Origin of the sequence: Rhizobium sp. 18065 (assembly GCF_902706095.1) — a bacterium.
Classification (GTDB): Bacteria; Pseudomonadota; Alphaproteobacteria; order Rhizobiales; family Rhizobiaceae; genus Allorhizobium.
Map to the genome: position 1 here is coordinate 45,127 of NZ_CACSJP010000011.1, position 20,101 is coordinate 65,227.

A 20,101-nucleotide genomic window follows, 5' to 3' on the forward strand; every position below is an offset into this window, starting at 1 on the left:
TGTAGGCCCAAATCAGTCCCAGGAGGATTGGTCTATCCCGCCGAGCTCAAAAACCTATATCAGTTGTCGTGGCGTTGTATCTACAGCCACATCATCGATGTCTATGAGCAGATCACGGAGATGTTGAAACCCGAGATTGATTGCACTTAAGCGACGGTGTCAATGTCGGTGCGCCGAAACTCGTCAGCCGTCGCATGTATGGGGACCGCGTAAAATTTGGCGCAGGCGTAATGCAGGCAATCACCAAGGTTCAAGCCGTGTCGGCCGCTGCGAAACCGGGCGGCCGCGGACAGCGCCAGACGGGTGGTTTCCTTTGCAGGAGGTAAATCGCGGAGCTCGATCTGCCGCAATTCAAGGAATTCCATCACCAGGTTTTCGACCTCTGGAATAGGGAGATCAAACTTGTCGGGCCTGGCGAGGCCGAGCACCGTCTCGAGCACCGCGACCGGCGATGTGAACGGGTTCCTGGCCGAGGCGATGGCGTTGGAAACGCGCTCCGCCTCCGGCTCATCCGACAGGAGCGCAATGATCGCGCATGCGTCGATGAACATCAGTTGGTCTCCCACATATCATCGAAAGCCTTACGCGGGAGGGGTTTGCGCATGTCGGCGTTGATCTTGACGCCATGCTTCTCGCGAAGCCGTGCTGCTGTTTCAATGGCGGATTCAACCCGGCTGCGCCTTTCAATCGCTTCGCGCATGGCGATGACGATGGCATCGGTAATGCCGACGCCGGCGATTTCGGCAAATTGGCGGGTCAGCTTGTCCGCCTCAGGATTGTTGACGTTGATCGGCATGGCGCCCTCCATGTAGATAATTATCTCGTTTAATGTAGATGATCGCGGCTTCTTTTCCAAGGGTGCTCGATCAGTGTATTTGGCGGGGCCGAAGCCCCGCCCTGCGGCTCAACCGAGAGCCGCCAGTTGCGCCTCGGCAGCCTTGCGATCGAGCGACTGACCGGGATTTTCGACCGGGCGGTCGAAGGGCTTCCAGGGCTCACCGACCACATGCTCGTAGGCGGTAACGGCACCCTCCGCGGCCATCCGGAGCGCATGCGACTGGATCCCCATGTCGGCCGCAAACTCACGCTTGCGCTGGGCGGCGCTATCGTATCCGACGGGACCGTCGAGGTCCTCGTCGCGGGCGTCGTTGGCCGCCTTCGCGGTCGCGTCGCGGGCCTCGGAGACGGCGCGGGAGTAAAATTGACCGGCGCCATGCGCGGACCCGACATAGGCCCCGACGATGCGCTGCAGGTGGATCTGCATCGCCCGTTCGCCAAGACCTTCAGAGAGGCTGTCGGCGGTCTCGACGATCAGGCGCTCGTGCAGGTCGCGGATGCCGTCGCCGTCGACCACCGCAGTGCCGAAGCTTTCGGCGATCGCCAATGCCTGGACGGCGTCCGGGCAGGTGAGCCGGACCATTTCGAGTGTGGCGCCCTTGCGGAGCGGGACGACGCGGGCGGACTGGCGGGACTGGGTTGCGGACTTTGCCATCGGTTCTTCCTTTCGAGGTTGCTGCGAAGCGGTTCCGGCCCTTGCCGGTCTGTCCTTCGGTGCGGTCAGACAGAACCGGCGGAAGACGGGCGTTTCAGGGTCCGGCGCCACTGAGCGAGCGAAGCGGGTTTGCGGACAAGCGGGGCAGAGCCCTGCGAGGGACGCGGAGCCGCTTTGCGAAGGGAGGCGGGGCCGGCCGCCACGCGGCGCGATAGCGGCCTTGAAACGAACGGCCGCCGGTTCAGACCGCAGCAAAACCGAAGGGCAGGCCGGCAAGGGTTCGGGAACTCACCAAAACCGCTGAAAGAATCCGATGCCAAGCAAGCGACACCAACATCTGATGCGACCCTGACGTTTGCTTTGCCGCCACTTCCACGATAGAGGCGCACACGCGTCCAGCCGCCGATGCAGACAGCATGACGGTAACCATGGACGGTGCGAAACATCACGGCGGGGCAGGGATGAGCAATCCGAACGACGACTATATCTACGACGAAGCGACCGGTGAATGGCGGCCGGCTTCCGAGATTGCCGCGCAGACTGCGGCGGGTTTCGAGGTCCGCGACGCCTCGGGCAATCTTCTCGCCGATGGCGACTCCGTGGTCCTGATCAAGGACCTGAAGGTGAAGGGCGCCGGCCAGACGCTCAAGCAGGGCACGGTGATGCGGTCGATCCGCCTCACCGACAATGCGGAAGAAATCGATTGCCGCCATGAGTCCATCAGGGGACTGGTCCTGCGCACAGAATTCGTGCGTAAGCGCTAATCGCGCTTTAGAGGTCCGGCGCCTCTAGATCGGGATCGACCAGGTCACCGGGCTTTGGCAATCGGTAAGCGACAAGCCATGACGGCCCATGCGAATTGCGCAGACCGCGCAGGATCCCACCGTCGTCATAGGGCGCGGCGCCCATCCACACAATGTTGAGGATGCTTTCCACCGGCGGCCGTGCTTGGCCGCATAGGCTTGCAGCGCCCGGTGCTGCTCGACGGTCAGGGGCGGCAGTCGTTCGCGTTTTGACTGCGCGGCACCGGGTGTCGAGTCTGTGTCCCCGGTGGCGTTTTCCTTCTCGGCAACAAGCCGCAGCAGCTCCGCGACACCGGCCCTCAGCCAATGCTCGCCCTTCAAATGACGGAACCGCGTCCAGAATGCGGTTCGCTCTTCGGTCGATGTGGCGATACCTGCCTTGCGTTCGAGGTCTCCGATCGTTGTCATCGCCGCAGATCCTCCGTGATCAGCGGCTGGGGAAGGGACAAGTATGCGTCGGGATCGGAGTTCGATCCCGGAATCCGTATCTCCAGGCGCGCCCGAACTGCGGCGATGGCGGCATCCTGTCGCGCGAGCTTGCGGGAGAGCGCATCGATCTCGGGCTGGCGCTCGGCCGTGAGTGCCGAAAGGTTGGCGCGGTAGCGTTCGAGGAACGCACCGGGATCGGCAGCCTTGCCCCGTCGATACCCCTGCTGGCGTCGGCCGAGTCGCGGGATCAGCGCGGTCATGCGGCGGGTGATCTGCCGATCGATCAGGTCAATCTGATGCTGGGTCTGCCGGCGCGCCTCTTCCATGTGCGACAACAATGCGCTGTGATTTGCCTGGATTGCCATCACGCAGCCCTCCCGCGCCAACTGGCAAAGCTCGACGGGCCGTCATGGGCGGAATGGCGCGCCTCATCGATGACGAAACCGAACCGGCCGGCCTTGTAGCCGTCGCTCGGGACGAGGTAACGACGCTCTTCCGCCCCGCCATCACGCGTGCCGCCGATCGTTGCGATCACCTCGGTCATGCCGGAGTGATAATCGGAACGCAGCGCCGAAATGACGATCCAGTCACCGGCATGCCCCGCATGAAACGCCCGGCGGTCCTTCTCGAAGGATTGACCGGAAGCAAGTTCCCGGCCGTGGATCGCTTCCCAGACATCGGGCCATGAATCGCGGATCGTCCGGTCAGCGGTCCTGTGCTCGTAGCCGGTGAACAGCGTCGGGAAGGTGAGCGCGACGATCGCCCATGCGGCATCCTCTTCGTACCAACCGCCATCGGCGCGGAGCAGCGGATGAACTTTTGCGTTCCGTTCAACCGACAGCTTGAAGCCGCCGTGCCCGGCCGTGGTGTGGGAAACCACGCCGTTGGCATAGATCGTGGCGCCCTGCGAAGCTCCCCACGGCGTGCTGCAATGCATGCGAACACTGTGGCGCCCGAGCGCGCGGAGTTCACGGCTGTGTTCCGCCTGTTCGAGCATCCGCGCGCGAAAGGCATCTTCATCCGCCACAGCGCCATGGTGCGAATAGAAGTCCTCGCGCTTGAGACCGATGAGTGGCCGCGAGACGCGCCAGGCGCTGGCGAGGAAATACTCGTTGTGGCGACCAGGCACCATGGCGAAGACGAGATCGCCGACGCGGGCGACAGGCAATCCGTCGGCACTGCGACCAAATTCCACCTCCGATTCGGAGGTGGAAACGTCGGAGGGGGAGAGAACCGGGGTGCTCATGCCGCGGCCCTCCCTTCGACATGGTCCGCCGCGACTTCGTCAGCGGTTACCTCGTCAAGCACGGCATGGGGATAACCATGCCGGGTCAGCCATGCCTCGGCCGCCTGTCGATCAGCAGCGAGATGCACGAGTTCGGCGTGCTCGCCGGCGCGATCGAAGATCCGGACGGAACCGGGTTTCGGGCGCTCAATCACCGTGAACGTCAGGTCGCTGTCGATCGAGAACGTCCGATGCACACGGATCGTGATCACGCCATTGGCGCCGAAATCGCCTTCATGCAGAGTGAAGTAAGCGGGCGCGGCGTAGCTGCCGCGGATTCGAGCATCCTCTTTGCGGATCAGCCGGCCCTGGCTGTTTCGGGTCTTCCATGACGCGAGCTTCTTGCGAAAACGCTCTGGCGGACGTGGCGTGGCATCCGACCATGCCACGGTGGCACCGATTGGGACGAGGTCGAAGATCAGAGATGCGGACATTGCATGTCCTCCTGGTTTGGGTTGCTGGAAACAGGACCGCCGCCGGGTGGTGGCTCGGCGGCGGTCGTTCGATCGGAAGAAAAGGGAAGGCGGCTATTCCGCCGCGATCCCGAATGCCGTGTCCTCACCTTCGGAATTCTCGGTCGCTTCGGCGTCAGCGAGCTCCGTTGGATCAGCTGCGCCGCTGTCCTCGGTCGGGCCCAGGTAATGCGGATCGGCTTCGACGCTCTCCGCCGCGTCGGCATCGTCGCCCTCGATAACTTCGCCGCGCTTGATCCAATCGGCGAGTTCCGTGTCGACCGGTGCAAACAGGGCGGACGGATGCACAAAGCGTTCTTGCCTGAACTGCTCGACCAGCGCTGCGCGGGTTTCCCGGACCTTCGGGCGCGGAACAATCGACGTGCCCTCGCACGAAGCCTCCAGCGCCGTGCGCGACAGGCACGCGAGGAAGTCTTCCGTTCCCATATTCGGCAGGAACGTGTCCGCCCCGATGGCGCTGCCGGCGATGCGGGAGACAATACCGCTGTTGGACATGTTGCGCCTGCACGAGAACACCTCGATCAGGACCGAGCGCGCGGCCACCCGCAGGCTGTCCATGTCGGCCGCAAGCCGGCCGTCTTGATCGAAGAGATGGACGGCGTGCCGCGTCAGCCGTTTGCTGCCCAGGATAGAGCCGGCCGTTCCGGAATCGACGCGCACATTGAGGCCGGCAAAGCCGATCACAAGCAACGCCATCAGCATGTCGTCCTCGATCGGCGCGCGGCCGAGCGCTTCGTGAAGCGCGTCGGTGCGGAAATCACCGATCATGTCCTGGCCCTTCTGGGTGACGTCGGCGCGCGGCTTGGCGATAATGCCGTCATCGCTTCCGTTGCCGACGTCGTCTGCCGCGCTACTCTTCGTTTTCTTGGCCTCCGGCAAGCGGAAATGGGCGGTCTGCACCTTGCCCTCGCGGTCGAGATAGAGCGCCGTGCTATCGCCCTTGCCCGGCTTGCCGTAAACGCGTTCGGCCTTTTTCGGCAATTCCGGCTGTCCCCAGTTGTTGACCTCGACGATCGCGCCCTTCTTGGGAAGATTGCTCGTCATCCACTCCTGCTGGGCGCCGAGATAGGCCTCGACATTGGTGGTGTAGCGCGAGTCCTCGTCGGCCGGGGCGAAGAGATCCTCCACCCATTCGATGCCGTAGGCCTGCGCCAGGTCGTCGCCGAAGCTCGCGTCCTTGGCATACATCCGCTTCTTGGTCAGCGCGTTGGCGACCGACCACCACGAGGCGGTATCGCCCTTCTTCGGCTTGTGCGCCTTCCAGACTTCCTTCTGCTCGTCGAGCGAGGCTGCCGCGATGGTCCTGAGCTGCGGCTCGGAGGGCATGTCGCCCTTAGCCATATGGTCAAGCATCGCCGGCAGCACGTTGGCGAGCAATCGGAGCTTGCGGATCTGGCGCACAGGCAGCGTCAGTGCCACCGCGATCGCTTCCTCGGTCCAGCCGAGGGCGACCAGACGCTCGATGCCGCGCCATTGGTCGATCGGGTTGAGCGGCTCACGGGCGATGTTTTCGACCATCGAGCGCATGGCGCCATTGTCATCGGCTGCGTCGACCACGAGAACGTCGATTTCCTCGAGCCCGGCGGCGACTGCCAAACGCCTGCGGCGATGACCGGCCTCGATGATGTAGCCGTTGCCGCCATCCGGCTCGGCGAAGACGACCGGCGGCTGGATGATACCAACGGCTTTGATGGTTGCCAGAAGCAGGGCGTCACCCTGCGGTGAGGATTTGGTCTGGCGCGTATTGTCGGGATTGTCCTTCAGCGCGCGCGGGTCGATTTTCATGTGTCGCATGGAATGAACCTTTCCAGGTTATGGACACGGCCCTTCGCCGGTCCTTCTCGTGTCTTCACTTTTCCCGAAGACACTTTCCGGACCGCAGGGCGGGCAGCCCGGCGCAATCGCGGCCGAGCATCCCTGCTGCGAAGGACAAGCGGGGCTGACAGCCCTGCGAAGGACGAGTGGCCGGGATCGCGCAGGCGGCGATTGAGCGATAGCGGCGACGGGAGGACCGGTCTGCGACCGGTTTCCTCCTTCTTTTCATTTCCCTTTTTTCTCTTAGAATCGGACAGCCGATCCGGACCATATTTGTCAGACTGCCTTGCTCTCTCGGACCTCTTCGGCCAAGGCGACCTCAACGTCCTTAAGCTTCCCACGCTTTTCAGCCAATTCCTCAGCGAATGCGAAGACGGTTCCCTCACGCGAGCGGTAGGAGGCGAGCCGCCGGCGCGCTTCCTCGAGGCGATGATGATATCGCTCGCTCTCTTCCTCGAACCCGTCGAGGGCGTGCTCGAGCCGGGAGATTGCGCCAAGGGGCGTGACCGTGACGTCGAGATCGATTTCATAGTCCGCGCCGGTTCGCTGAAGGATCGTCTGGTAGCGGTAGCCGTCGCCCTTGCCGAACCTCTCACCGTCGTAGACAAGATCGAATCCGCCGATTGAAGCAAGAACCACCTCGCCCTCTTGCTGAAACTGCACAAGCGTCAGGATCTCCTTCATCAGCGCGCGGCCGGCATCCTTGCGCTCCTCATAGGTCCGATCAGTGACGGTCATAACGAATGCGTCGCCGAAGGTCGGCACAAGACCTTCTATGTCCTTGCCGATTTCGCCGATGCGGCGCGTCGATATCTCGATATCGCGCTCGGCATCGCGGCTTTGCCGCCGGACGGCATACTGATCGTCCTCGTGCGCCGCACGCAGCCGTTCGAGGCGAGCGATATCGGCTTCGAGGCCAGCCTTAAGCATCAGACGCTCATCGCCCGATGCGATCGCTTTCGCCATGGCGAACTGGTTGGCGGCACCCTCTCCGAGATCCTCCAACCTGCGGATGGAGGTATCGCCAGACAGTGCCGCGGCGATAAAGCGCGCCTTGCGCTCGTTGTTCTGCCACATCGAAGCGTCGAGCGAGCCCTGCGTGGCATAGGCGAAGATATCGACCTCATCGTGCTGATTGCCTTGGCGAACGATGCGACCCTCGCGCTGCTCGATCTGAGAGGGAAGCCAGGGAACGTCGAGGTGATGAAGGGCTTTGAGCCTGAGCTGCGCATTGACGCCAGTGCCCATGGACTCTGAGGAGCCGATCAGGAAGCGGACCTTGCCGGCGCGTACGTCGCCGAACAGGCGCTGCTTGGCTTCGGTCTTCTTGAAATCCTGCATGTAAGCGATTTCCGACGCCGGCACGCCCAGCCTGATCAATTCGTCGCGGATCCAGCGATAGGCCGAAAAACCGCGCGTTTTCTCGACACTGATCGTTCCGAGATCGGAAAAAATCATCTGCGCAGCACCCGGTAGCTCGAACGGCTTGCCATCGGGCCGGGTGTAACGGCGCTCGCCGGTCTCGTTCCAAATGCGGAAGGCATTGTTCACGAGGATATTCAGCTTGTTGTCTGGCTCGTTGTCATTGTCCGGGTCCACGAGCCGAAGATCGATCGCCGCATGGCGACCGTCGGTAATGACGGAGAGCAGGATATCGTCACCGGGCCTTGCCGGCCCCTCTCGCTTCTCGATTGCCTTGATGCGGGCGTCGAGAATCGTCTGGTAGTTCTTGAAGGCTTGTGTCGGCCTGGCCGTCAGGATCTGACGCCGGCAGGTCGAAATATCCGGCACCTTGACGTATTGCCGCAGATCTTCCGGGATGACGACATCGGCGAACGAGCGGAACATGGCGATCAACTCCGGAACGTTGACGAAGCTCGCGAACCGGCTGACCGGCTTGTATTTGCCGGACGGCTGGATTTCCAGTTCGGTTGTCGTATCACCGAAGGTCGAGGCCCAGGCGTCGAATTCGTGCAGCCCGCGCTCGTGCAGCGCCTGGTGGCCCAGCAGCCGCTGGATCGAAAACATCTCGCCAAGCGTGTTGGTGATCGGCGTGCCGGAGGCGAGCAGCAGAGCGCGACCCGGGTTCTTTGTTTCGAGGAACCGCGACTTCACATAGAGATCCCAAGCGCGCTGCGAGCCATTCGGATCGATGCCCTTCAGCGTCGACATGTTGGTGGCGAAGGAGAGCTTGCGGAATTCCTGCGCTTCATCGACGATGATCTGGTCTACGCCGATTTCCGAGATGGTGAGCAGATCATCCTTGCGCGTCGTAAGCGACTGGAGCCGCTCCTTCAGGCCTTCCTTCAGCCGTTCGAGCCGCTTGCGGGACACGCGATCCTCGCTGTCGACCTTGGTCAGAAGTTCCTCGTAGAGCTGCAGCTCGTCCTGGATCATCTGTTGCTCGAACACCGACGGCACCGCGATGAACCGGAATGCCGAGTGGGTGATGATGATCGCGTCCCACATCGCGGTCGCCGCCCGCGACAGGAAACGGGCTCGTTTGTCTTTGGTGAAGTTGGTCTCGTCGGCCACGAGGATGCGGGCATTCGGGTAAAGCGCCAAGAACTCACGGGCGGCCTGTGCCAGGCAATGGCCGGGGACGACGAGCATGGCCTTGGCGATCAGGCCGAGACGGCGCTGTTCCATGATGGCGGCAGCCATGGTCATCGTCTTGCCGGCGCCGACGGCATGCGCAAGATAGGTCTAGCCGGAAGAGATAATCCGCCAAATGCCGCGTTTCTGGTGTCCATACAAAGTAAAGGCGCCAGAGGCGCCGGGAAGCTTGAGATGGGTGCCGTCGAACTCTCGAGGCGCGATATTGTTGAAGCGGTTGTTATAGACCCGCGCCAGCCGGTCGGTGCGATCCGGGTCGGTCCATACCCAGTTCTGGAAAGCTTGCTTGATCTTCTGCAGCTTGTCACGCGCCGCTTCTGTATCGACGACGTTGAGCACCCGGCGCTCTCCGTCGACATCCCTGAACACGTCGAAGATCTGCGGCACGCGGCTGTTGAGCGCATCGGCCAGCAGTTCGCCGGCATGCCGCCGGCTGGTGCCCCACTCCGAGGTGCCAATTGCGCTGTACCCAAGTTGTCGTGCTTCGACCGTCCAGGATCCGAGCTCCGGCATGTGGTGAATGCGGATATCAACACTCATCGTCTCGTGCACGAAGGCGACGACATCGGCGGCCGGGATCCAGGGTGCGCCGAGACGGGCGGTAATATCGGAGGGGCGAAGATCGGCGGGTTGGACCGCCTGCAGCGCGCAGACATTGCGCTCGAAAACCGGATCGAGAGCGGCCGCGGCTTCAGCTGCTTTTAGCTTGGTGCGAACCGCGCCGGAGAGGTAGGCATCCGAAGTCTGCCAAGAGCCGTCTTCTGGAGCACGGAAGATGGCATCGTCGAGCTCGTCGATGACGGCATCGGGGTCACGATGCAGGAGCTCGGCGATATGGTCGACGTCGACGCGGCCGCGTTCATTGAGGACGACGGCCAGCGCATCGGTCGCGGAGGTGATCACCGGCGGGGCAGGGGGCGAGATGACCCGCTCGGAAAAGATCGGACCGGGTTTTGCCGTGTCGGTCTCGAGATCATAGTCCTCGATCGAGGCCACCAGCCAGCAATTCGGGTCGTCCAGGAACGGCTGCAGGTTTGGGCGACGGTGTATTTCTCGGATCTCGCCGCTTTCCTCATCCTCGCTGATCGATACCGTCGTGTGATTGATCGGCCCGAAATCGCGCACGAAGCTCGACCAGGCGATGCGAAGCCGGACTTGGAGATCGCGCCAGGGGCGATCCTGCTCCTGCGCTTTCAGGACGTCGCGCACCGCGTCACGGATCGGAATGAGCTTGCTGACGATGCGCACGTGCTTTTCGGTGAGCCCGTCACCGCCGCGTCCCTTGCGAACCTTGATCGCGACCGGAACGCCATCGATCATCTGCATCAGGCCCTGCCGGATATCGATGAAGAAACTGCCCTCGCGGATCCTCGCATTGTCGGGCCTGAGATCGACGATATCGCCGAGCTCCGCTTCCAGATCGATGTCGATCGGCGTCGGCTCGCCATCGTAGCGGCCATCGGGCAGCATCCCGATCGCGGCTGCCAGCACCGCGTCCAGGTCGTCGCCGGCCCGCGGTTGGCACGTGTAGGTCTCCCCGAAAGGACCGGAGGTGAGGGCGTGGGTGCCGAGCACGAAAGCGGGGCGCCGGGCGAACCAGCGGTTCACCAGGATGGCGCCGTCGTCGGCTGTGGCGGGACGAACTTCTTCGACATCGAGCCACGACAGGTCGCCTTCGGGATCGCCAGCCTTGCGCTTGCGGAAAAACAGGAGATCCACGACGACATCCGTGCCGGCGTCACGGCGGAAGCTGCCTTCTGGCAGGCGGATCGCCGCAATCAAGTCCGCCGATTTGGCGATATGCTCGCGCGCGGTACTGTCCATCTTGTCCATCGTACCGGTGCTGGTGACGAACGCGGCAAGGGCGCCTGGCGTCAGGAGATCGATCGAGCGGGCGATAAAATAGTCGTGCAGGCGCAGCCCGAGGGTACGGTAGGCCCGGTCCGAACGCACGCTGCGATCAGAAAAAGGTGGGTTGCCGATTGCAAGATCGTAGATCGGCGCCAGATCGGTTCGCGCGAAATCTCCCGCAATGATCCGCGCCTTCGGCTGCAACAGCCTGGCAATCCGAGCCGTCACCGGATCGAGCTCGACACCGGTGACGAAACTCTTGTCGCGTAGCGCCTGCGGCATCAGCGCCGGGAACAGGCCGGTGCCAATGCCCGGTTCGAGAACCCGACCGCCACGCCATCCGAGCCGCTGTAACCCGGCCCATATTGCCTGGACGATGAATTCGGGGGTGAAATGTGCATACTGGGTGCAACGCGCCAGAAATGCGTAATCAGCTTCGCTGACGGCGCTTTCCAGCGACGCGCCGAGCTCGTCCCAGCCTTTTCGGAAATCGATCTCGCCGGGCCGCCGGAACATGCCGTTGGCCAGTTCCGAAGCCCCGAAGCCGGTAAACCGGATCAGCCTCGCCTGCTCTTCGCGGGTGGCGGGCCGGTCCTGCTTATCGATCTGGTGGGCGGCGAGGATCGCCGCGATGTTCATCCGCGCCCGTTCCTTCCAGCTCGCCGCCAGGCCGCGATTGCTGTCGTCAAGATAGAAGTTCTGATGCTGTCCCTGCTTGCGTGGCGCCGGTGGAGGTGTGGACCTGTCGGCTGGCAATGCCGGGGCAGGGGCGGGCGGTGTCGGTTCCGGATCGTCGTCGTTGGCGGCGACGGGATCGAACCCGCCAAAGGCGGTAACACCGAGGCCGAGGCCGGATGACAGCGAACTGCTGCCGAACATATCGAGCGTGAAGGGATCGTTGCTCATCGAAAAACTCCTTTTGGGGCAAGTGTCCTCGTTCTGCCGAAGCGTAGTCGATGGGACGGTGTTGGATGAGGGGAGATGCGCCTGAGGCCGTTGATCGGACCGGTTGTGTCCTAGGGTCTCTCGACCATGAAAATTTGCATGGTGTCAGGGGTGAAAGCGATGCACAGATGAGTGGCATCAGGACTCGCCGCCATCATGGCTTCGATCTGTTCGGCGTCGAGGAAATCGATACCATCGTCGCCGCCATAGGTGCTGCGCTTCACCGTAAACCAGTCGTCGTTGCTGCGCGGATCGCATTCATCGGCATAAAGAACCATGGGGCGAGCACCCTCTGGCAGCTTGCCGTTCGACATCAGATAGATCCCATGATCACCGACGAGCCATATACCTGGCGTCTCGTCCTTGCCGGGCTGAAGCCCGTAATGGGGATTGCGAAAGCCGCCATTGGCCTGCGCGTCGGTAAGGCCGCGGGCGATAACCTCGCGCACGGATGCGATCGGAAAGGAAAGCATGATCACCTCACGCGGCGATGGGAAGATGACGCAGCTGCACCGGCAGCTTGGCGGCAATTTCATTATCAGTGAGATCGTCCAGCAGCGTCTGCTGGACCGCCCCGGCTGCGCCGTAGATCGTGATCAGCCGTCTGCCGGGAAGAGATTGCGGGCAGTTCTCCTCGGAATAATCACGATACTGATCCACGGTGGTGCTCCAGATATGCTCGAGCCGCTCCTGGCGCGTCATTGCCCTGATCGGCCGGCTTTCCCGTTCGGTGATCGCCACGCGCATGCGCTCGACCGAACCCTGGTCGGACAGATCGCAATAACTATGAAAATGGCGGATCGAACCGTCGATGCGCAGTGCGAAGAAGACGCTCGTCACCGAGCCCGTCAGAAACTCGCGCATTGCGAACACCGATCCGCGGATCCAGAGCGGTGGCAGGATCTCGAACATGTAGTCATGCTCGGCCTCGCCGATCTCGAACCATTCCCCGGTGTAGAGCGACATGGCGTCATCGTCCCAGCGGTTGGGTCGCTGGTGATGCCGGTCGAACATGCGAAACATCTGTTGGCGGCTGGCGACGCCCTGGTAGACCTTGGCGGTTGGAGAAGAAGTATTCATTGACGGCTCCTTCGGAGTTGTTCCGGACCGAAGCGCGACACGTCATCCCGACTTGCCATCCTCTTCAGTCCTTCGTTACCCCTCCCGCGCCGCCGGCATCGCAAGCGGCCGGGTCAAGGGCCGGCAGAGCCGGGCGCAGCCTCCCTTGACGCGGGCGCTGCGGATGCGGCACGTCTGCAACTCCCTTTGTCCTGCTTCTTCTTTCCTCCTCCTTCTGTTTCAGCGCCTCGTTCCAGTCTTCCGCCGGCGGCCGCAGGCGCTGCCATCCACATCCGGCGTCTTCGGCGAGAGCACGCAGCCGTTGCGCGAATGCTTCGCCCTGAGAATTGGCATCTGTCGCCGCAACCAGCATAGCGGCAGACCGCTCACCGAGAATTCTCAGGGCGGATTCAGTGGCGGGCGACCAACCGCCACCGGTGCTGAGATAAAGAGTGCCTTCCCGCATTCCCTCGATCGCGGCCAGGCTCATGGCGTCGATCGCGGCCTCTGTCACGCACATGCGCTGCCCGTTCGGCGGGCCGAGGCTAAACAGGGTTTTGGTGCCGCCCGTCGCAAAGCCGCGCCACTCGGGGCCGCGGGCCTCCCAACCCAGGATTTGTCCGGAAAGATCCCTATGTGCCGCCCACATGCTGCCACGCGGTCCTTCACGCAGGCTGTCTTGAGAGACGGCGGCGCGAAGCACGATCGCTGGAAGATTTCGCTCGCCACTGAGATATTTCCAGCCCGCCGAGCCGGGCCACGGTCGGCGCCGCTGGAGCCATCGTTCGGTAAGACTGATGTCGCGAGACAGCTCGCGGGACGGCTGGCGCCATACCGTCGCGGATGGCTCGAAGCCGACGAGTGCGGCGACACGTTGGATCCCTTCGGGAAATCCGACATGATCGAGATAGACGACAAGAGAGAAGACATCGCCCTTGTCGTCTCCGAGAGGGTCGAACCAACCACGTCCCTCATGTGTGACGATCACGATCTCGCCTGTGCGGCGATATTTGACGGCCCGCTTTGTGCTTTCCTTGAGATCGATGGCGAAGCCGGCGGTTTCTAGAACCGCGCTGCAACTCACCTCCTGCCTCAAAATTTCGATATCTTCTCTCTTCATCTTCCTTTCGATCGCCGAGCGAACGCCTTCTTTGTCTTTCCGTCCCGCGAAATTTAGCGTGACCACACCGGCCTGCTGCGAAGAGCAAAGGCCGCAAGGGCGCAGCTGACAATGGCGCCGACGGCCTCAGCTGCGGCGCAGCCTCCCTTGCGGCCGCCAGCTCGCAAGCGGCACGCCGAAGGCGTAGGCCGGCTCAGTGAGCCGGCCCGAAGTCGAAAGGATCGATTTCGTGGATGACATCCACATCGGCGTCGTCAAGTTCGTTGGACGGCAGGACGCCGTTATCCTGACTCTGCGTTCTGTCTTACCGCTGTGACGTTTGCAGCACAGGATCAACGTCGACGACACCCTTCCCCGCTTGAGGTGAGGCGATGCGATTTTCCCGCCGGGACGGGCTCGAGCCCGTCCCGGCGGGAAAATCGCGGCCAAGGAGAACAATGTGCCCCAGCTCTTCTTCACGGATCTTTCGGCGCTGCGGCAGTCTGTTACGCTTGATGGCGTCGTGCACACGCTGTCTGTGGACGAAATCACAGCCGCGGAAAATCTGGACCTCGTGGACGGTATGCCGTTCATTCTTGACCAGGATGGCAGCTACAATCACGACTTGAACCGGTTCTTCAGAGCCTGTCCAACCTTGGGAGTCCGTTCGCCCAACAGTCTGCGCGCCTATGGTCGGGATATCCTGATTTGGATGCGCTTTCTTGCCGAGCGCCGAGACAACAAGTCCCTCTGGGCGGCTGATCGGCACGATGTTGCAGCCTTCCATGCGGCGCGACGTCTGGCGCTTCCCCCGGCGCGCATCTCCGCGGCGAGCTGGAACCGGTCGATCGCGGCGCTAGACAAGCTTTATGGATGGGCTGTTGAAGAGGGTGTGAATGCCAAATCGCCATTCACCTATCGGCAATCATGGCGACGGACGAACAGCGGCTCGGTCATGACGGTCGCCGGCAACGCTGCCACGGAGCGCGGCGCACGCAGCCACGATGTCCGATTCCTTTCCCTGGATCGGTATCTCTTGTTCCGCGAAATCGGCTTGCGCGGTCGTCTTCCAGACGGGAGTGAGGACCCGACCTGGCAGGGCCGCAACAGCGAGCGCAATGCGTTGTTCGCCGAATTGCTCGTCACGACGGGCCTGCGGCTCCAGGAGGCGGCAAGCCTCCTCTGGATCGAGCTCCCGAAACTGGAGCCGGCCGGTGTGGTGCGCAGCCGACCTTTCCGGTTGGCGTCGGCGATTGGCAAGGGCAGCAAGGGGCGCGTGATCCGATTGCCCGAGCGCGTTCTGAAATGTCTGCAGGAATACGCGGCGTTGGAACGGGCCAATGTCCTCATGCGCCATTCGCAACCAAGCAGCGGATCGAACGAACATCCGATCCGTGTTGTCGGCCACGATCGGGGAATGCTCCTTCTCGAAAAGAATGCGGCTCGGGCCAGCGTCGATGTGCTGACGCCCCGAGAACGCAGCCGCTTGGTATGGGCGGAAACGTCCGAACCATTGTGTCTTTGGCTGGCGGAAGGGGCACGGCCCATGCCTCCCGTCGCTTGGGAGGTGGTCTTCCGGAGGGCGAGTGCACGATGCAGGCGGTTCGGGGTCGATCTCGACGTCACGCCGCACATGCTGCGCCACACTTTTGCGGTTCATATGCTGTCGCTGCTCGTGCGTGAACAGATCGGATGGGTGCTCGACGAGCGCCGATCCCATATCGGCGCGGCGTACCGCCGCCTGATTGGCGATCCCCTCCTGAAATTGCAGCGCCTGCTGGGCCACAGCCGCATCGAAAGCACTCATATCTATCTCGAGAGCCTGGAAGAAAGCCAGGAAATGATCGATGCAGCAGTTGAAGCCTGGGAACTGCGCATTAATGCTGGTGGACCCCCGTGATGAAACGCGGTCGTCATGCCACCTTCCCAGTTGGAATCGAATTGTCCGACACACGGGAGGAAAGTCCGCAAGATCCGCTCGTCTTCGTCCTTCGGACGGAAGATGCCGGGACGGTCGACGTCAATCTGTCTTTCTGGCCGCTGAGGGCGCTGACCCGTGACGTTGCGCCGTTCCTGCAGGAATATCTCCACCGGATGGGACCGGCCCCACTCTGGAAAACCGCAGGCACCTTTGTCCGTCGCCTGCGGCGGTTCTGGCTATTCCTGGAAGGGTCGTCGGTAGAACCTCCCCGCCTCGGTGACGTAAACCCGGCAGTGATCAACGCCTATGAGAATTGGCTGGAGCAGAACGGCGGCGAACGGCCAAATCAACGCAATGTGCTCGGTGCTCTGATCGGGGTGCTGCGCGTGGTCGCCGAACTCGACCCGGAAAGACTTCAGGCCGAAACACTGCCTCGCCTGAAATACATCGGCCACGGGGAGCACGGCGTCTCCAAGCCGCGTGATGCCTATAGCGGGAAGATTGCCGCGGCATTGCTGCAGGCGGCAACGCATCAGATCATCGAAGCTCGCGACCGGATAGCGACGGGCGAGGCTCTGCCCCTCCCACTTCTGGATGTAGCCCGTGATTCGGAATTACAACGTCGCTACGGCCTCGTGGTTGAGCAGATTGTGACGACGGGAACAGCCGCCGGAGATGGTCCTTTATTCGACAATCTGCGCTACCACGCCCACAGATGCGGGCTCGAACCGCCCCCGGTCGAGGAGCTGCACGCCGGCTTCCACCTAACCCGGTACGATGTTGTCGGCTTTCTTGTCTGGCTGTCCTTGACGACCGGCATGGAGATCGAAGCGCTACGCGGGCTTGAGGCCGACTGCTTGCGCAATCCCAACCGGGGTTACGTCGAGATCGAATATCGAAAGCGGCGCGCGCACCAAGCCCAGTGGAAACGGTTGCGTGTCCGCGATGGCGGTCGGGAGACGCCCGGCGCCTTTCTGCGGCTGGCGATCAAGCTGACGGAACGGTCGCGGCAGCACACGGGATCAACCAAGCTCTGGATCACCTGGAAGCCGGGGCGCCTGTCGTCACCGAAAAATCTGGGGGCCTGTGTGACCGCCTTTGTCGAGAAGTATGGAATCGTCGATGACGCCGGAAAACCGCTCGCGCTCAATCTCTCCCGGCTGCGCAAGACCCAGAAAGCTGACTGGTACAAGCGGACCGGAGGACAATTGGAGATCTTCGCCGTCGGCCACACGGTAGCGGTGGCGGCCAATCACTATGCCGACATCCCCGCCCTTCGGCATCTGCATGAGCAGACGATAGTTGAGGCGCTGGCCGACGCGATGGCGCCGGCTCTGCAACCTCGGATCCTTTTGCCTGCGGATGAAGCCCGGCTACGAGCCTCAGCCGACGTGACCGGGCTGCCGGTGACGCCTGAAAAGATCGGCCTGCTCCTCGGTGGAGAGCAGGATCTTTGGCTCGCGGCATGCGGCAACTTCCGAGCCAGCCCTTTCGGTCGGGAAGGCGAAGCATGTCCGACGCCGTTCTGGGGATGCCTGGAATGCTCCAACGCGGTCATCACCGCACGAAAACTGCCGGCCCTGATTGCGTTCCAAACGTTCATGGACGAGCAGCGGAAGGCGTTACCGCTGAACGACTGGGACGACAAATTCGATCAGCCCTATCGCAGGATCACGGAGCAGATCCTCCCCATGTTCCCGCCCTCCGTTGTCGGAAACGCAAGAATTGAGGCGGCAGAAGCCTCGGCGCCGCTGCTCTATCTTCCGCCAGAGGCCTACGGCTCATGACGGCTGCTCCTCATTTGAGTGATCAGCTTACCGCCTCGCGCATCAGGGCCGATGACGACATCGTTCTGGCGTCGATGCCTCTCAGGGATGGAACGGACCGAGCGACGCTCTCGCGGTTCGCCGACGATGTCTGGGATATGGCACCGGCGATGTTTAACATGGCCCGAAAGGCCTTTCGAACGGTCGACTTCAGCGTGATCCCCTATGCCGCCGAGCGGTTGCTGGCCAAGGAATACATCTATGCCTGGATGAATGAACGGTTCGCCGACGGTGAGCCGCGGCTGAGGCCCGTGTCGGGCCATAGCGCGCTCGCCACGCTGCGCCGCTTCCTGGACTTCGTTCGCTCGCGGATCGGCAGGTTCGATCTGGCAGCGGTCGATCAGGATCTTATCGATGCGTACGCGGCCCACCACCGGGCACGCCCAATCACACCCGGACGGGTGGGCGTGTGCCTCCGACCCATCGTCCAGCTTCATCGCCTGGGGCCCAATCTGACGTGTGGCGGCCTCACCTTCGCGCCATGGCGCGGCCGGCCGGTTTATCGGGCAACCGGCCAGGGCACACGCAGTTCGGAAAATCGGACCGAGCGCATCCCGGAGGCTGTAATCGGCCCGATGCTGCGTTGGTCTCTCAAATATATAGAGCACTTTGCCGAGGATATTTTGGCTGCGCGAGATGAAGAGGATGCGCTGAACGCCCGCTTCGCGGCTCGTTCGCGCCGCCGCCACACGCGGCCCGCAATCGTGCTCGAATCCTGGATAGAAAAGCGTCGCCGTGAAGAACGAGGTATCCCCGTCTGGGAAAAGCCTCTTTCGATCGGAGGGGTGACCGGCAGGCTGTCACGGGATGGCAGGTTCGATGGCAATGTCATTAATCTGAAGTTCGTGACCATGCAGTGCGGGCTGCATCTAACGACGGTCTTTAAAGACCCGGCTTTGTTGTCGATGATTCACGGTGCTGCTGATGAACTTGGATTCGAGGTCGGCGGAATGGACACGCCAATCTGCCCCGACCCCGACACTGGCCAGCCTTGGCGCGAGCGCTTCGATGCCATCAGCCTGGCACGGGAAGAAAGGCATCTGCAGACGGCCGCCTACATCGTATGTAGCTATCTGACGGGAATGCGCGACGGCGAGGTGCAGTCGCTGCAAGCCGGTTGCCTGAAACGCAGTCTCGGCCGGGATGGCCAAACAGAACGGCTGGCGATCGAGGGCGTGACCTGGAAGGACCGCGGGGCTCGCGGCGAGCAGGTTGATTGGATCACCGTCGAACCCGCCGTCCAGGCAATAAGGGTTGCCGAGCGTCTCTCGGAACGGGTCCGACGGAACGCGGGCACCGAGCGGCTATGGCTTGCCCTTGATGACCGCGAGACGAACAATGCCGAGACGCCGATCCTGATTGCCAGGAAGATCAACCGATTCCGCGAACACCTCGATGAACGATATGGCGCAGACGATAATCCTTTGATTCCCCGAATGGGAGGAGACGTCTGGCGCTTCAACACCCGTCAGTTCAGACGAACACTGGCCTGGTACATCGCAAACCGGCCCTTCGGGGTCGTAGCCGGCAAGATCCAGTATAAGCATGCTTCCGTAGCCATGTTCGGCGGCTATGCCGGCTCGTCCGCATCCGGCTTCAGGCAGGAGGTCGAGCAGGAGCTGGCGCTCGGGCAACTCGATGACATCATCAACTACTTCGGAAACCATCGGCGCGGTCACGGTCCAGGGGGACCGGCCGGCAAGCGTGTCGGGGCCGAACTGGAAAGGGTCGGTCGCGAACTCGGCCCGCTTCCGGGACAAGTGGCCGATCGGAAGCGCCTAAAGGCGATGTTGGCACATTTGGCGCGCACACTGCATGTCGGATATCTGAACGATTGCTTCTTCGACCCGCTGACCGCACTCTGCCTCCGGGAAGCCGAGAAACCTTCAGCCTCGGCGCCCGTCCTGTCGCGATGCGCTCCCGACCGATGCCCCAATGCCTGCCTTGTCGAGCGGCATCTGCCGCCCTGGGAAACCTCGATTGCACAGACGGAGGAACTTCTCGCCGATAAGCGTCTCTCTCCGCTGCAACGCGAGGCTCTGCGATCGGATAACAAGCGAAAGCGAAAGCTTATCGCGCCGCTGAAGGTACGCACATCATGAAGCCGGTCAGCGCAGCCACCGAACAAGCCCTTAGCGAGGCGATGGCACGTCTGTTTGATGGATGTCCTCGCGTGACCGATGGCAGGCTGACGGTCGTCAATCTCGCCGTCGAGGCAGGCGTCAGTCGCGCAACCGCGAACCGCGCCTTGAAAGTCCTGGCGGTCTTTCGAAAGGCGGTTATCGAATCCCGAGTGCGGCGTGATGCCGAAGACCAGCCGGTAGGAGCCTCCAGAGCCGAACAAGAGCTTCGCGCCGTCAACGACATCCTTGCCCAACATCATCAAGTACGTGCGCTATCCGAGCTCATGGAGCAACGGCATTACGGCTACAACGCGAAATTATCCCGATCGCGAGTCGAAAACGCCCGTGAGACAGATTGACTGTT

Annotated in this window: 16 protein-coding genes and 1 pseudogene; 5 read left to right on the forward strand and 12 right to left on the reverse strand. The window is 62.4% G+C overall.

Annotation, left to right across the window (positions count from 1 at the left end; genetic code table 11):
- Positions 1-146: 146 nt before the first annotated feature.
- The 3 genes from GVK95_RS21040 to GVK95_RS21050 form a co-directional block, all read right to left on the reverse strand.
- Entirely contained in the window at positions 147-551 is a 405-nt protein-coding gene (locus GVK95_RS21040) for a type II toxin-antitoxin system VapC family toxin (protein WP_159952654.1), read from the reverse strand.
- Positions 551-796, reverse strand: a complete 246-nt coding sequence (locus GVK95_RS21045) for a type II toxin-antitoxin system VapB family antitoxin (RefSeq protein WP_159952737.1) — start codon at positions 794-796, stop codon at positions 551-553. Before GVK95_RS21045 ends, GVK95_RS21040 begins: the two co-directional genes overlap by 1 nt.
- 108 nt (positions 797-904) lie before the next feature.
- Complete coding sequence (locus GVK95_RS21050; protein WP_159952655.1) at positions 905-1,492, reverse strand: hypothetical protein; 588 nt, start codon at positions 1,490-1,492, stop codon at positions 905-907.
- Between the two features lie 461 nt (positions 1,493-1,953).
- On the opposite strand from GVK95_RS21050, the gene GVK95_RS21055 reads away from it, so the two are divergent.
- Entirely contained in the window at positions 1,954-2,256 is a 303-nt protein-coding gene (locus tag GVK95_RS21055) for an alkylphosphonate utilization protein (RefSeq protein WP_159952738.1), read from the forward strand.
- A 24-nt stretch (positions 2,257-2,280) separates the two neighbouring features.
- On the opposite strand, the gene GVK95_RS25105 is transcribed toward GVK95_RS21055, so the two are convergent.
- From GVK95_RS25105 to GVK95_RS21100, 9 genes and pseudogenes are all read right to left on the reverse strand, one after another.
- Entirely contained in the window at positions 2,281-2,703 is a 423-nt protein-coding gene (locus GVK95_RS25105) for a hypothetical protein (RefSeq protein WP_244618848.1), read from the reverse strand.
- Positions 2,700-3,089, reverse strand: coding sequence for a hypothetical protein (locus GVK95_RS21065; RefSeq protein WP_244618849.1), 390 nt, complete (start codon positions 3,087-3,089; stop codon positions 2,700-2,702). The genes GVK95_RS25105 and GVK95_RS21065 overlap by 4 nt, the downstream gene beginning before the upstream one ends.
- Positions 3,089-3,970 carry a hypothetical protein gene (locus tag GVK95_RS21070; protein WP_159952656.1) on the reverse strand — a complete coding sequence of 294 codons (882 nt, stop codon included), beginning with the start codon at positions 3,968-3,970 and terminating at the stop codon, positions 3,089-3,091. Before GVK95_RS21070 ends, GVK95_RS21065 begins: the two co-directional genes overlap by 1 nt.
- Entirely contained in the window at positions 3,967-4,443 is a 477-nt protein-coding gene (locus GVK95_RS21075; RefSeq protein WP_159952657.1) for a hypothetical protein, read from the reverse strand. Before GVK95_RS21075 ends, GVK95_RS21070 begins: the two co-directional genes overlap by 4 nt.
- A 93-nt stretch (positions 4,444-4,536) precedes the next feature.
- Positions 4,537-6,276 (reverse strand): ParB/RepB/Spo0J family partition protein, encoded by a 1,740-nt coding sequence (locus tag GVK95_RS21080; protein ID WP_159952658.1) that lies wholly within the window; start codon positions 6,274-6,276, stop codon positions 4,537-4,539.
- Between the two features lie 297 nt (positions 6,277-6,573).
- Positions 6,574-11,670: pseudogene (locus tag GVK95_RS21085) on the reverse strand (DEAD/DEAH box helicase family protein).
- Between the two features lie 110 nt (positions 11,671-11,780).
- On the reverse strand, positions 11,781-12,182 hold the full coding sequence (locus tag GVK95_RS21090) for a DUF3085 domain-containing protein (protein ID WP_159952659.1): 402 nt from the start codon (positions 12,180-12,182) through the stop codon (positions 11,781-11,783).
- A 7-nt stretch (positions 12,183-12,189) separates the two neighbouring features.
- Entirely contained in the window at positions 12,190-12,789 is a 600-nt protein-coding gene (locus GVK95_RS21095) for a DUF1419 domain-containing protein (protein WP_159952660.1), read from the reverse strand.
- A gap of 64 nt (positions 12,790-12,853) precedes the next feature.
- Positions 12,854-13,888, reverse strand: a complete 1,035-nt coding sequence (locus tag GVK95_RS21100; protein WP_159952739.1) for a DUF3991 and toprim domain-containing protein — start codon at positions 13,886-13,888, stop codon at positions 12,854-12,856.
- 439 nt (positions 13,889-14,327) lie between these two features.
- Between GVK95_RS21100 and GVK95_RS21105 the strand changes: the two genes are divergently transcribed.
- From GVK95_RS21105 to GVK95_RS21120, 4 genes are read left to right on the forward strand one after another with little or no spacing between them, the layout of a single operon-like run.
- Complete coding sequence (locus tag GVK95_RS21105; protein WP_159952661.1) at positions 14,328-15,767, forward strand: tyrosine-type recombinase/integrase; 1,440 nt, start codon at positions 14,328-14,330, stop codon at positions 15,765-15,767.
- The gene (locus GVK95_RS21110) at positions 15,767-17,575 is read left to right on the forward strand and encodes a hypothetical protein (protein ID WP_159952662.1); all 1,809 of its coding nucleotides are present in this window, start codon (positions 15,767-15,769) and stop codon (positions 17,573-17,575) included. The genes GVK95_RS21105 and GVK95_RS21110 overlap by 1 nt, the downstream gene beginning before the upstream one ends.
- Positions 17,572-19,716: a hypothetical protein gene (locus GVK95_RS21115; RefSeq protein ID WP_045025234.1), complete on the forward strand. Its 2,145-nt coding sequence runs from the start codon at positions 17,572-17,574 to the stop codon at positions 19,714-19,716. The genes GVK95_RS21110 and GVK95_RS21115 overlap by 4 nt, the downstream gene beginning before the upstream one ends.
- The gene (locus GVK95_RS21120; RefSeq protein WP_152643201.1) at positions 19,713-20,096 is read left to right on the forward strand and encodes a hypothetical protein; all 384 of its coding nucleotides are present in this window, start codon (positions 19,713-19,715) and stop codon (positions 20,094-20,096) included. Before GVK95_RS21115 ends, GVK95_RS21120 begins: the two co-directional genes overlap by 4 nt.
- Positions 20,097-20,101: the final 5 nt, after the last annotated feature.

Coding starts and splice junctions, on each gene's coding strand:
- GVK95_RS21110 (WP_159952662.1), top strand. CDS start 15,767: ATGAAACGCGGTCGTCATGCCACCTTCCCAGTTGGAATCGAATTGTCC.
- GVK95_RS21090 (WP_159952659.1), bottom strand. CDS start 12,182: ATGCTTTCCTTTCCGATCGCATCCGTGCGCGAGGTTATCGCCCGCGGC.
- GVK95_RS21115 (WP_045025234.1), top strand. CDS start 17,572: ATGACGGCTGCTCCTCATTTGAGTGATCAGCTTACCGCCTCGCGCATC.
- GVK95_RS25105 (WP_244618848.1), bottom strand. CDS start 2,703: ATGACAACGATCGGAGACCTCGAACGCAAGGCAGGTATCGCCACATCG.
- GVK95_RS21080 (WP_159952658.1), bottom strand. CDS start 6,276: ATGCGACACATGAAAATCGACCCGCGCGCGCTGAAGGACAATCCCGAC.
- GVK95_RS21040 (WP_159952654.1), bottom strand. CDS start 551: ATGTTCATCGACGCATGCGCGATCATTGCGCTCCTGTCGGATGAGCCG.
- GVK95_RS21120 (WP_152643201.1), top strand. CDS start 19,713: ATGAAGCCGGTCAGCGCAGCCACCGAACAAGCCCTTAGCGAGGCGATG.
- GVK95_RS21075 (WP_159952657.1), bottom strand. CDS start 4,443: ATGTCCGCATCTCTGATCTTCGACCTCGTCCCAATCGGTGCCACCGTG.
- GVK95_RS21095 (WP_159952660.1), bottom strand. CDS start 12,789: ATGAATACTTCTTCTCCAACCGCCAAGGTCTACCAGGGCGTCGCCAGC.
- GVK95_RS21055 (WP_159952738.1), top strand. CDS start 1,954: ATGAGCAATCCGAACGACGACTATATCTACGACGAAGCGACCGGTGAA.
- GVK95_RS21045 (WP_159952737.1), bottom strand. CDS start 796: ATGCCGATCAACGTCAACAATCCTGAGGCGGACAAGCTGACCCGCCAA.
- GVK95_RS21070 (WP_159952656.1), bottom strand. CDS start 3,970: ATGAGCACCCCGGTTCTCTCCCCCTCCGACGTTTCCACCTCCGAATCG.
- GVK95_RS21100 (WP_159952739.1), bottom strand. CDS start 13,888: ATGAAGAGAGAAGATATCGAAATTTTGAGGCAGGAGGTGAGTTGCAGC.
- GVK95_RS21050 (WP_159952655.1), bottom strand. CDS start 1,492: ATGGCAAAGTCCGCAACCCAGTCCCGCCAGTCCGCCCGCGTCGTCCCG.
- GVK95_RS21065 (WP_244618849.1), bottom strand. CDS start 3,089: ATGGCAATCCAGGCAAATCACAGCGCATTGTTGTCGCACATGGAAGAG.